The organism is Rahnella sp. PAMC25617, from assembly GCF_050606005.1.
GTDB lineage: Bacteria > Pseudomonadota > Gammaproteobacteria > Enterobacterales > Enterobacteriaceae > Rahnella > Rahnella variigena.
This window is the reverse complement of record NZ_JBOCUM010000008.1, coordinates 199756-212639: the sequence shown is the minus strand read 5'-3', so window position 1 is coordinate 212639 and position 12884 is coordinate 199756. Positions and strand designations below refer to the sequence as shown.

The following is a 12884-nucleotide window of genomic DNA, read 5'->3' as shown; positions in this document are numbered from 1 at the left end:
GGAATGTACGAGTTTAATCTGGTGTTGCTGCTGTTACAGCAGATGTGCGTGTTTTTGGTGATCGCCTGGCTGATGAGTAAAACGCGGTTATTTATTCCGCTGGTTCAGGTCACGGTGCGCCTGCCGCACAAGCTGTTGTGCTATATCACGTTTTCGATTTTTTGCATTATGGGCACCTATTTCGGGCTGCATATCGAGGATTCTATTGCCAATACCCGTGCGATCGGCGCGGTGATGGGCGGATTACTTGGCGGGCCGTGGGTCGGCGGATTAGTCGGCCTGACCGGCGGCATCCACCGTTATTCAATGGGAGGCATGACGGCGCTGAGCTGCATGATCTCCACCATCGCCGAGGGATTATTAGGCGGCCTGATCCACAGCGTTTTAATCAAACGCGGACGCATCGATAAGTTATTTAATCCGCTGGTGGCCGCCGGCGTGACCTTTGTCGCCGAAATTGTGCAAATGCTGATCATCCTGCTGATTGCCCGTCCGTTTACCGATGCACTCCATCTGGTCAGCAGCATTGCCGCGCCGATGATGGTGACCAATACGCTCGGTGCCGCCATGTTTATGCGTATTCTGCTGGATAAGCGGGCGATGTTCGAAAAATATACCTCGGCGTTTTCGGCAACAGCGCTGAAAGTCGCTGCCTCAACGGAAGGTATTTTGCGGCGCGGATTTAACGAAGAGAACAGCATGAAAGTGGCGCAGGTGCTGCTGAAAGAGCTGGATATTGGCGCCGTGGCGATAACCGATCGCGAGCGATTGCTGGCCTTTACCGGCATCGGCGACGACCACCATCTGGTCGGCAAACCTATTGCTTCTGACTATACCTGGCGCGCCATCGAGAACGACGAAGTGGTGTACGCCGATGGCAACGAGATGCCTTACCGCTGTTCGCTGCATCCCAGCTGCAAACTGGGCTCGACGCTGGTGATCCCGCTGCGCGGCGAGAATCAGCGGGTGATCGGCACCATCAAATTGTACGAAGTGCGAAACCGGCTGTTCAGTTCCATCAACCGTACATTGGGCGAAGGCATTGCCCAGCTGCTGTCGGCGCAGATCCTTGCCGGTAAATTCGAACAACAAAAAGCGCTGCTGGCGCAGTCTGAAATTAAGCTGCTGCACGCGCAGGTGAATCCGCACTTCCTGTTTAACGCCCTCAATACGCTGATGGCGGTGATCCGCCACGACAGCGATAAAGCCGGGCAACTGGTGCAGTATCTCTCGACGTTCTTTCGCAAAAATCTCAAACGCTCTTCCGAGATTGTCACGCTGGCGGATGAGCTGGAGCACGTGAATGCCTATCTGCAAATCGAGCTGGCACGTTTTTCGTCGCGTCTGAACGTGGATTTACAGGTGCCGGATACATTGTCTTTCCAGCATCTTCCGGCCTTCACTTTGCAACCGCTGGTGGAAAACGCCATAAAACACGGCACATCCCAGTTGCTGAGCAATGGCAATATCATCATTCGTGCTTACAGTGAGGGGCAGACAGTGATCGTCGAAGTGGAAGATAACGCCGGTTTATATCAGCCGGAAGAAAGCGGTGACGGATTAGGCATGAGTCTGGTGGACAAGCGCCTGCGGGCGCGTTTTGGCGATGATTTCGGCATTACCGTCAATTGCAAACCGGATGATTTCACCCGTATTACGTTACGTCTGCCAGCGGAGGGCGCGCCATGTTAAGAGTGCTGATTGTCGATGATGAGCCGCTGGCGCTGGAGAATCTGCGCTTACAGCTTCAGGATGAAAGCGATATTGAAATTGTCGGCGAGTGTACCAATGCCATTGAAGCGATTGGCGTGATCCACAAAATCCGCCCTGACGTGGTGTTTCTGGACATTCAGATGCCGCGCATCAGCGGGCTGGAAATGGTCGGTATGCTCGATCAGCAGCATCGCCCGCACATCGTTTTTCTGACCGCCTTTGAGGAATATGCGGTGCAGGCGTTTGAACAGTGCGCGTTTGATTATCTGCTTAAACCTATCCAGACGCCGCGTTTACAGAAAACGCTGGCGCGGTTGCGGCTGGGGTTTCAGGAACAGGATGTTTCGCAGTTGCCGCAATACCAGCAGCCGCTGAAGTTTATCCCCTGTCTGAGCAGCAACCGGATCTGGTTGTTGCAGCTGGAAGATGTGGCGTTCGTCAGCAGCCGCATCGGCGGGGTGTATGTCACCGGACAGGATGGCAAAGAGACATTTACGGAACTGACCTTACGCACGCTGGAAGTCCGTACGCCGTTGTTACGTTGTCACCGGCAGTATCTGGTGAATATGGATTATCTTAAGGAAATCCGCCTGGAAGATAAAAATCAGGCGGAGCTGTTACTGCGTGATGGTCAGGTCGTGCCGGTCAGCCGTCGCTATCTCAAATCGCTGAAAGAGACGGTGGGGCTGTAAACCCCGCCGGTTTTCCTTTGGTCAGATCAATCAAGCCGGTCGCAGCCGGGCAAAAGCGTCGCGGATTTCGGTTTCAGGCAATTGTATGCCGATAAACACTAACGCACTGTGCGGGGTTTCATCCGGCTGCCACGGGCGATCCCAGTCGGCGCTGTACAGGCGCTGAACGCCCTGAAACAGCAGGCGGCACGGCTGATCTTCTATCCACAACATCCCTTTGTACCGCATCAGATTGTCGGCAAAGCTGGCCAGCAGTTCTTCCATTACCGCTGAAATGGCGGTCAGCGCCACCGGATAATCCAGCTCCACCACAATTGAAGAAACGGTGTTTTGCTGTGGCGCGACGCGATGGAACAGCGGTTTTGCGGCTATCACGTTTTCTTCGAGCATAAATCCGCGGGTATCAAACAACAGTGCCGGATCGATATCGCCCTGAACCATTTTATATACCGGCGCACGTGCATTAATACGTTGCAGCCGTTCTGTCAGTTCCGGGCATTCACCGGATACATCCGTTTTGGTCAGCAGGATGCGGTCGGCATAACCAATCTGCGACTGCGCCAGCGGGAACTGATCCAGCTGCGACATGGCATGTACGGCATCCACCAGCGTGATAACGCCGTCTAAGACATAACGTTCACAGATGACTTCATGGGCGAAAAACGCCTGCAGGATCGGTCCGGGATCGGCCATGCCAGTGCATTCAATCATCAGCCGGTCAAACTGCACTTCGCCTTTGTCCACGCTGTCGAGCAAATCCAGCAGCGCCGCTTCCAGCTCGCCCGAACGGGTGCAACAGATGCAGCCGTTGGATAAGGTGGTGATGCGCGTGGCGCGGTCGCCTATCAGCTGGTTATCGATGGGCATTTCGCCAAATTCATTCTCGATCACCGCAATTTTTATCTCCTGCTGTGTATGCAGAATCTGGCGTAAAAGCGTGGTTTTTCCGGCACCTAAAAAACCGGTTAATACTGTCACTGCAATCGGTGTCATGTTCGCTTTCCTCTTAACTACGGTGCTCTTTTTAACTTCAGCTACTTTTTAACTTCAGCTACTTCTCAACAACAGCGCATTCCGCCTTTCCCGTCGCCGCCATAACGCGCCTGCTGGCGCTCGCGGAAAAACTCCTCGTAGGTCATCGGCGTGGTATCCGGGTGGTTGGTCTGCATATGCAGAACGTAAGTGTCGTAATCCGGTATGCCCACCAGCATACGCGCGGCCTGACCGAGGTATTTCTTTGCCGCACCTAAGTTGTCAAACATACGTAATCCTCTGAATTATTTGGAAAAGCCCCGCGTGTGCGGGGCTTTCAGGTAAACGGTTAGTGCCCGGAGGAGATTTTAATCCCTTCCGCAGGAACCGGCACATAAGGCGTTTCCTTATCGGTACGCTTATCGGTTTTACGTGCCTCAAGGCAGGCGCGGATACCGTAGAAAATGATGCTGTACACCACAATCAGGAACAGGATACTCAGCCCGGCGTTGGTGTAGTTGTTGATCACAATATGATGCATATTGCTGATCTGTTCCGGTGTCAGGTTCTCGCCGCCAGCAGCAATGCGTTCTTTATACTGACCGGCCATGTAGAAGAAGCCTTCCATCTGCGCATTGGTGCTGAACAGTTTCAGACCCAGTGCCCAGGTGGTACAAATCAGTAACCAGATAGCAGGCACCATGGTGACCCAGATGTACTTGGTGCGTTTCATTTTCACCAGTACTACGGTGGCGAGGATCAGCGCGACGGCAGCCAGCATCTGGTTCGAAATCCCGAACAGCGGCCACAGACTTTTCACGCCGCCCAGCGGATCGACCACGCCCTGATACAGCAGGTAACCCCACAGTCCGACGCAGCCGGCGGTGCCGATAATCCCGGCGACCAGCGAGTCAGTTTTTTTCAGGAACGGCACAAAGTTACCCAGCAGATCCTGCAACATAAAGCGGCCGGAACGCGTACCCGCATCCAGTGCAGTCAGGATAAACAGTGCTTCAAACAGAATGCCGAAGTGATACCAGAAGCCCATATCCGCCAGTGGCATGATCTTGTGGAACACGTGCGCAATCCCGACGGCAAGCGTAGGTGCGCCACCCGCACGGTTCAGCACTGACGGCTCACCGATGTCTTTCGCCGTTTGCATAATCTGCTCAGGCGAGATCACAAATCCCCATGAACTGACGGTTGCTGCCGCGTGCGCTGTAACATCTTTCAGCTGCGCCAGAATCATCGGTGCATTATCGCCGCCCAGTTCGTGCAGGTTTGGCATGGTGATGCCAAGCCCGGCTGGCGGGGTATTCATGGCGAAATACAGACCCGGTTCAATGATGGAGGCCGCGACCAGCGCCATCACCGCCACGAAGGATTCCATCAGCATCGCGCCGTAACCGATAAACCGTGCATCGGTTTCACAGGCCAGCAACTTAGGCGTGGTGCCGGAGGCAATCAGCGCATGGAAACCGGACACTGCACCGCAGGCAATGGTGATAAACAGGAACGGGAACAATGCGCCTTTCCACAACGGACCTGTACCGTCGATGTACTGGGTCAGCGCAGGCATTTTCAGTTCAGGATTGAGGATCACGATACCGATCGCCAGCCCGACGATAACGCCGATTTTCAGGAAGGTTGCCAGATAGTCACGCGGCGCAAGAATAAGCCACACCGGCAGCAGGGCGGAGACGAACGCATAACCAATCAGCGTGAAGGTGATGGTGGTGTCTTTGAACGTCAGCGCCGGACCCCAGAACGGGTCGCTGGCGATAACGCCGCCGAAATAGATTGACGCGACCAGCAGGACAACGCCAATGACCGAGATTTCACCCACGCGTCCCGGCCGGATAAAGCGCATGTAGATGCCCATAAACAGCGCAATCGGCACCGTAGAACACACCGTAAACACGCCCCACGGACTTTCCGCCAGTGCTTTCACCACGATTAACGCCAGCACCGCCAGAATAATAATCATGATCAGGAAGCAACCGAACAGCGCGATAGTGCCCGGCACCGGCCCCATTTCTTCTTTGATCATCTCACCCAGAGACGCGCCGTTACGGCGTGAAGAAATGAACAGCACCATAAAGTCCTGCACCGCACCGGCCAGAACCACACCGGCCAGCAACCACAGCACGCCCGGCAGATAACCCATTTGCGCGGCGAGCACCGGACCGACTAACGGACCGGCACCGGCGATGGCGGCAAAGTGGTGACCGAACAGCACGTTGCGGTTGGTCGGCACATAGTTCAGGCCGTCGTTGTTGATCACCGCAGGCGTGGAACGGGAAGGATCCAGCTTCATGACCTTTTGCGCGATATACAGACTGTAATAGCGATAGGCCACCAGATAGACCGACACCGAGGCGACGACTATCCATAATGCGCTGATGTGTTCACCCCGCCGCAGGGCGACGACGCCCAGACAGCAGGCACCGAGGAGGGCAACAAGCATCCACGGTAAGTGTTTGAAGAAGGCTTTTTTGTTCATAAATAACCCGGTTATTTAAAAAAACTCACGAAATACCCGTCTCTGTTTTCTTTATTAAGCACTGCTTTCAGAGAGGCTGGGCCTGTTTATTGCGTATTTTTCTTGCGCACTTTTATTGCCCGTATAGGGTGCCAAAATCGCCGTTGCACAGGCGGGAAAGTTGGTCAGCGGTCACAGAGAGAGATAAGCGGTTGTCAGGCGGGATGAGCGGTTAAGGGGGCGATTAAGGACGTGAAATCTGTGAGTCAGGTCACGTAGGAATCCTGTCAGAAGGTCAGGACGGCAGTGTAACTTTTGTGGCACCGTGGTGTTTTGACAGGTAAATTATTCATTTGCTAAATGATCCGAGGGATCAATCAACACATTCAGGGAGTTTTTATGAAAGGTAAGTTTCCGCAAGGTTTTATGTGGGGCGGGGCAACGGCGGCCAATCAGGTGGAAGGGGCATACGATCAGGATGGCAAAGGGCTGTCCATCGTCGATGCCATTCCGGGCGGCAAAGACCGTCTGAAGATCGTCTCTTCACCGGAATTTGATTTTACCCTTGATCCCGCAAACCATACGTATCCGAATCATAAAGGCATCGATCACTATCATCGTTTTCAGGAAGATATCGCGCTGTTCGCGGAAATGGGATTCAAATGTTACCGTTTTTCTATTGCCTGGACACGCATCTACCCGAACGGCGTTGAGCAGGAGCCTGAGGAAGCCGGGCTGAAGCATTACGATCAGGTGATTGACGCCTGTATCGCGCACGGCATCGAACCGGTGATCACCATTTCACACTATGAGATGCCGCTGCATCTGGCGACCGCGTTTGGCGGCTGGAAAAACCGCGAACTGATTGCTCACTTCGAGCGTTTTGCCCGCACGGTGCTGACCCGCTACGGGCATAAAGTGAAGTACTGGATGACCTTCAACGAGATCAACAGCGCGGCACATTTCCCGATCATGAGTCAGGGGCTGACGGTGAAAACCGGTGCGCTTGAGGCGCAGGCGAAGTTCCAGGCGTGGCATAACCAGTTTGTCGCCAGCAGTCTGGCCGTCAAAATTGCCCACGAAACCAACGCGCAAATCCAGATCGGTTGCATGATCCTGTTTGCCACCAATTACGCTTATGACTGCAATCCGGTCAATCAGCTGGAAACCCTGAAAGAGACTCAGGCGTTTAATTTCTACTGCGCCGACGTGCAGGCGGGCGGTAAATATCCGTATTACGCCAAAAGCCTGTGGCAATCGCAGGGCGTCGAACTGGATATTCAGCCGGGTGATGTAGAGCTGATTAAACAGCATACGGTGGATTACATTGGTTTCAGCTACTACATGTCTTCGACCATCAACAAAACCAATCCTGACGCGGTCACAGCACAGGGTAACCTGCTCGGCGGTGCGCGTAATCCGTTCCTCGAAGCCAGCGACTGGGGCTGGGAAATCGACCCGGTCGGTCTGCGGATTGCCCTTAATCAGCTTTACGATCGCTATGAAAAACCGTTGTTTATTGTTGAGAACGGACTGGGCGCTGTCGATAAGCCGGATGAAAACCACTACATTGCCGATGATTACCGTATCAACTATTTGCGTCAGCATATTGAAGCCATGGCGGAAGCCATTGAAGACGGCGTGGAACTGATGGGCTACACCCCGTGGGGTTGTATCGATCTGGTGAGTATGTCCACCGGTGAGATGAGCAAGCGTTACGGTCTGATTTATGTCGACCTCGACGATAAGATCTCCGGCACCGGTAACCGTTACCGCAAGAAATCGTTCCACTGGTATCAGAAAGTGATCGGAACGAACGGGGAAGATATCAGCTGATAATCTCCCGTCAGGCCTGAAACAGTCCGGGTGATGCCCGGACTGTTCTTAATGTCTGTTCATTGACGGGCGAATATGAATTAACGCTCGATTTTCAGCGCTTCCATTACGAGTGAAAATGCCGGCGAATGTTGTTTCCTGCTGGGATAATAGAGGTAATAACCCGGGAACGGCAGACAGTAGGATTCCAGAAAGCGTATCAGACGTCCTTCCTCAATATGGGGAGCAAACTCCTCCTCGGGTAAAAACGCCACACCGAGCCCGGCTAAGGCTGCGTCGACCATGTGGGCCGACGTGTTAAACGTCAGTTGCCCGTCAACACGCACGTTGACAGGTCCCTCATCGTTATCAAACTCCCAGATATACAGCCCGCCCGATGTTGCCATCCGCATATTCATGCAGCTATGTTGCAGCAAATCTTGCGGTGTCAGGGGCATGGGGTGTGAACTCAAATACTCAGGCGAGGCCACCGCGGCCATGCGCAGCTGAGGGGTTAGCGGCATGGCAATCATATCTTTATCGATGGTGTCACCCAGCCGCACACCCGCGTCAAACCTGTCGGCGACAATGTTTCGAAAACCGTGGTTGGCATCGAACTCCAGTTTTATCTCGGGATATTCGCGCAGCAATGCGGATAATTTCGGTAACAGAATGGTTTTGAGAACGTGCGGGCCGCAGGTGATACGCACCGTTCCCGCTGGCTTGTCACGCATCTCTGTCAGCATATCCAGTTCCGCTTCAATCTCATCAAAACGGGTGCCGATAGCCTGTAATAAACGTTCGCCTGCTGCCGTCGGCGACACATTGCGCGTGGTCCGCGTCAGCAGCCGGATATCCATGCGATTTTCAAGCGCAGTAATGGTCTGGCTGAGTGCGGGTTGTGTCACCCCCAGCTGCGCTGCGGCGCGTGTGAAACTGCCTTCGCGGGCCACAGTCACAAACGCAATGAGATCATTGAAATTACGTTTCATTGCACCTTCTTCACTTTCGATTTATAAGCAGAGCTTATAGCCCCATTAAGTATTTATTAGCTGGTAAGACTATACCCGTCGTGTAGAATTTTTAGCAAGCCGGAATACGAAAGAACCGGGATAAAAACCCCTTCGTCTGATTCGATTAACCACATGAAATTACTGTTTTTATTCTTACGAATAAGACACGGCACCGGCTTGCCAAAAATTCATCCTGCAGAAAGAAAAAAGGATCACAAGTGACGACAGCAGCAGAGAAAGATTTTGTGAACCAGACTCCGGCCGCGCACTGGAACGGGGTCTGGGCGATAACGATGTGCGTATTTGCGCTGGTGGCATCCGAGTTTATGCCGGTGAGTTTGCTGTCACCGGTTGCCCGCGATTTGGGCGTCAGCGAAGGGCTGGCCGGACAGGGGATTGCCATCTCCGGTGGACTGGCGGTGATAACCAGTCTGTCGATCTCTCGGCTGGCCGGTAACGTCAACCGCAAGGCGCTGCTTTTAGGGCTGACAATTCTGATGGCATTTTCCGGCGGACTGATTGCTTTAGCGCCCGGCTATACGACTTACATGATCGGGCGAGCCCTGATCGGCGTGGCCATTGGCGGATTCTGGTCCATGTCGGCCGCTGTGGCTATGCGCCTGGTTCCGCAGGATCAGGTTCCCCGCGCACTGGCTATTTTCAACGGCGGTAATGCGCTGGCAACTGTGGTCGCCGCACCGCTGGGCAGTTATCTGGGGGGCGTCATTGGCTGGCGCGGTGCCTTTTTGTGTCTCGTGCCTGTGGCGCTTATCGCCTTTGTCTGGCAGTGGATCAGCCTGCCGTCTATGGCGCCGGAAAGCAGGAAAAATTCTGCAGGGAACGTCTTTCGTTTATTCAAAAATCCTTTAGTGCTGGCGGGTATGGCTGCGTGCGGGATTTTCTTTATGGGGCAGTTTGCCCTGTTTACCTATGTCCGGCCGTTTCTGGAAACCGTCACGCGGGTCAGTGCAGAGATGCTGTCCCTCATTTTGCTGGCGATTGGCGTCGCGGGTTTTGCCGGGACATTACTGATCGGCACGTTTCTGAATAAGCGTTTCTATCTCACGCTCATGGTGATCCCGCTGCTGATGGCCGTCATCGCCGTCATGCTGATGGTTCTTGGCCATTCGTCCGGGATCGTCATCATTCTGCTGGCGTTATGGGGGCTGGTGGCAACGGCGGCACCGGTCGGCTGGTGGTCCTGGGTGGCAAGCACTTTCCCCAATAATGCCGAAGCCGGGGGCGGGCTGATGGTCGCTGTGGTGCAACTGTCGATTGCGCTCGGCTCGACCTTAGGCGGCGTCGCCTTTGACCATATCGGCTGGCAAAGCACGTTTATTGTCAGCGCCGCGTTGCTGGTACTGGCGTCCGGCCTGACGTTTATCACTTCCCGCAATGACCATTAATCACACAAGTATTTTTAACCGGACGAACTGAAGTCCATTCACCGCAATACCTGATTAAGGATAATTCCATGAGAGTGTTAACGATGTTGTTAGGGCTGTTTGTCAGCTCATTTGCTGCAACAGCCGCCGATATGTCCAACGGCGCAGATAACTTTTATAAAAGCGATAAAGTGACTCAGCAAAAGGTGACGTTTAAAAACCAGTATCAGATGAATGTGACCGGCAATCTTTTCATGCCAAAAGGCATGAATGAAAGCGCGAAAAATCCGGCCATTGTCATTGGTCATCCGATGGGGGCGGTGAAAGAACAGAGTTCCAATCTGTATGCGCAAAAGCTTGCCGAGCAGGGATTTGTGACGCTGGCGATAGACATCTCTTTCTGGGGCGAAAGCGAAGGTAAACCGCGCAATGCTGTCGCGCCGGATATCTATGCAGAGGATTTCAGTGCCGCTGTGGATTACCTCGGCACGCGTCCCTATATCGACAAAAACCGCATCGGGGTACTGGGGATTTGCGGCAGCGGCAGTTTCGTTATCAGTGCGGCAAAAATTGATCCGCGTATGAAAGCGATTGCGACGGTCAGCATGTATGACATGGGGTCGGCAAATCGACACGCGCTCAATAATTCGTTAACCCTTGCGCAGCGTAAACAGATCATTGCCGAGGCGGCAGAGCAACGTTACAGCGAATTCACCGGTGGCGAAACGAAATACACCAGCGGCACGCCGCATAAAATTGACGAGAACTCTCCACCAGTTGCCAAAGAGTTCTACGACTTTTATCGCACTCCGCGCGGCGAGTTTACGCCAAAAGGTTCATCACCGGCGCTGACCACGCACCCGACGCTGACCAGCAATGTGAAATTCATGAACTTCTATCCGTTCAACGACATTGAGACCATTTCACCGCGTCCGATGCTGTTTATCACCGGCGATCAGGCGCATTCAAAAGAATTCAGTGAAGATGCCTATAAACGTGCAGGCCAGCCGAAAGAGTTGTACATCGTTCCGGGTGCCGGTCACGTTGATCTTTACGACCGTACCGATCTGATCCCTTTTGCGAAACTGACCGCGTTCTTTAAAGAAAACCTGAAATAACCCGCGGATTATTAACAGTCCGGGCTTTTGCCCGGACTACACTTTTGCCCGCACCAGCTCATTGAACCGCGTCGTGTACGCCGGTGACAGCATTTCGCGTTTCATCGCCCAGCCGCGCTGGATCCCCTGACCGGCAAACCAGACTTTGCCGACCCCGTCCTTGTGGATCTTGTCCAGCGTAGCCATCAGCTGATCGCTGTTTTTCTTTGGCTGATATTCATCAAACAGATTGAGCTGGGCGACGCCCTGACTGAAAAAGTCGCCCAGCATCACACCGCCTTTCTGATAGCGATATCCGGGTTTCCAGATCTGATCGAGACAACGCACGGCGGCGGCAAGAATATCGCGGCTGTCGTGTGTCGGCGTCATCAGTTTGATGCCGGCATGATTGCCGTAATAGGGGACTTTCGGGTCGTGCGGACTGGTTTTCACAAACGCTGACACGTAGCGGCAATACTGATGTTCTCCGCGCAGTTTTTCCGCCGCGCGTACAGCGTAATTGCAGATGGCTTCGCGCATATCCTGATAATCCGTAATGCGTTCGCCGAAAGAACGCGAACAGATAATCTGCTGCTTGGTCGGCACCGATTCTTCAAGCGCCAGACAGGATTCGCCGCGCAGTTCGCGCACGGTACGCTCCAGCACCACGCTGAAATGTTTGCGGATCAGCGCCGAAGGGCAGTCGGCAAGTTGCAACGCCGTGGTGATCCCCAGCATATTGAGCTTTTTACTGATGCGCCGCCCCACGCCCCAGACTTCTTCCACCGGCACCAGAGCCATCAGTTTCCGCTGACGCACGGTCTGCGATAAATCCAGCACGCCACCGGTGCCTTTCCAGGTTTTCGCCGCAAAGTTCGCTAGTTTGGCCAGCGTTTTGGTGGGGGCAATCCCCACGCCAACGGCCAGATGCGTCTCCTTCCAGAGGGTCTTCTGCACCTGTTTCCCGAAATCATGCAGCGAGATGCAGTTTTCGATATTAGTGATATCCAGAAAGGCCTCATCGATGGAGTAGATATCCACCGCAGGCGCCAGCCGTTCGAGTGTTTCCATCACGCGGTTCGACATGTCGGCATACAGCGCGTAGTTGGATGAAAACACTGCCACGTTGTGCTGGCGGATCGCGTCGCGTGCCTTAAAAAAAGGCGCGCCCATCGGGATCTGCGCCTTTTTGGCCAGCGCATTGCGGGCAATCACGCAGCCGTCATTGTTGGACAACACAATCACCGGCCGCCCGCGGAGATCTGGCCGGAACACGGTTTCGCAGCTCGCGTAAAAGGAGTTCACATCAACGAGGGCAAACATGGTTTGGTTGTCGCTTATAAGGTTTCATTCTTCATACCTATAAAATACTGGTTATGCATACAGTATAATCATAAGTGCGGGAAATGGAAAACGCTTAAGGGGGGAGTCGTCAATCAGCCGGGAAATACAAATCAGTTGCTGATCACTGAGTGTCTTACCCAGATTGAAGGTGTCGCCAGCATTCGCTCAAGTTTTGCTCTCAGTCAGGTGAAATACACCACCGCCTTGCCGACGCGGCATTTAAGAAGGTGAGAAGTGAAGATGTGTTCCCGTATTTACCCCAACCGCACAGGGTTATCCACAAAATCTGGGGATAACCCTGTGCAAAGTCTGGCCTGAAAATCAGCAGTGAATTCCTTCAGACCAGTCGGAATAACCTTTCGCGTCACCGC

Annotated in this window: 10 protein-coding genes; 5 read left to right on the top strand and 5 right to left on the bottom strand. The window is 53.7% G+C overall.

The features are described from left to right. Positions 1–3 precede the first annotated feature (3 nt). Both ACM615_RS12400 and btsR read left to right on the top strand, forming a co-directional pair. Positions 4–1692 carry a LytS/YhcK type 5TM receptor domain-containing protein gene (locus ACM615_RS12400; RefSeq protein ID WP_426784740.1) on the top strand — a complete coding sequence of 563 codons (1689 nt, stop codon included), beginning with the start codon at positions 4–6 and terminating at the stop codon, positions 1690–1692. Further along, positions 1686–2405 (top strand): two-component system response regulator BtsR, encoded by a 720-nt coding sequence (btsR, locus tag ACM615_RS12395; RefSeq protein WP_113877274.1) that lies wholly within the window; start codon positions 1686–1688, stop codon positions 2403–2405. The genes ACM615_RS12400 and btsR overlap by 7 nt, the downstream gene beginning before the upstream one ends. A 30-nt stretch (positions 2406–2435) precedes the next feature. Here the strand turns inward: btsR and yjiA are convergent, their stop codons facing one another. The 3 genes from yjiA to ACM615_RS12380 form a co-directional block, all read right to left on the bottom strand. Then, positions 2436–3398, bottom strand: coding sequence for a GTPase (gene yjiA, locus ACM615_RS12390; protein WP_431011970.1), 963 nt, complete (start codon positions 3396–3398; stop codon positions 2436–2438). Positions 3399–3463: 65 nt separating this feature from the next. Beyond that, a complete protein-coding gene (locus tag ACM615_RS12385) occupies positions 3464–3667 on the bottom strand; it encodes a YbdD/YjiX family protein (protein WP_014341854.1) in 204 nt (67 codons plus the stop codon). Positions 3668–3726: 59 nt separating this feature from the next. Then, the gene (locus ACM615_RS12380) at positions 3727–5880 is read right to left on the bottom strand and encodes a carbon starvation CstA family protein (protein ID WP_112286557.1); all 2154 of its coding nucleotides are present in this window, start codon (positions 5878–5880) and stop codon (positions 3727–3729) included. Positions 5881–6258: 378 nt separating this feature from the next. Here ACM615_RS12380 and ACM615_RS12375 point away from each other — a divergent pair, with 378 nt between their 5' ends. Further along, positions 6259–7695: a glycoside hydrolase family 1 protein gene (locus ACM615_RS12375; RefSeq protein WP_431011969.1), complete on the top strand. Its 1437-nt coding sequence runs from the start codon at positions 6259–6261 to the stop codon at positions 7693–7695. Between the two features lie 80 nt (positions 7696–7775). Here ACM615_RS12375 and ACM615_RS12370 read toward each other — a convergent pair whose 3' ends face one another. Next, positions 7776–8666, bottom strand: a complete 891-nt coding sequence (locus ACM615_RS12370) for a LysR family transcriptional regulator (protein ID WP_129638841.1) — start codon at positions 8664–8666, stop codon at positions 7776–7778. Between the two features lie 314 nt (positions 8667–8980). Here ACM615_RS12370 and ACM615_RS12365 point away from each other — a divergent pair, with 314 nt between their 5' ends. Then, on the top strand, positions 8981–10093 hold the full coding sequence (locus ACM615_RS12365; protein ID WP_431011987.1) for an MFS transporter: 1113 nt from the start codon (positions 8981–8983) through the stop codon (positions 10091–10093). 68 nt (positions 10094–10161) lie between these two features. Then, complete coding sequence (locus tag ACM615_RS12360) at positions 10162–11190, top strand: alpha/beta hydrolase (protein WP_129638840.1); 1029 nt, start codon at positions 10162–10164, stop codon at positions 11188–11190. Positions 11191–11226: 36 nt separating this feature from the next. On the opposite strand, the gene umuC is transcribed toward ACM615_RS12360, so the two are convergent. Next, positions 11227–12492 carry a translesion error-prone DNA polymerase V subunit UmuC gene (umuC, locus tag ACM615_RS12355; protein ID WP_129638839.1) on the bottom strand — a complete coding sequence of 422 codons (1266 nt, stop codon included), beginning with the start codon at positions 12490–12492 and terminating at the stop codon, positions 11227–11229. Between the last annotated feature and the right edge of the window lie 392 nt (positions 12493–12884).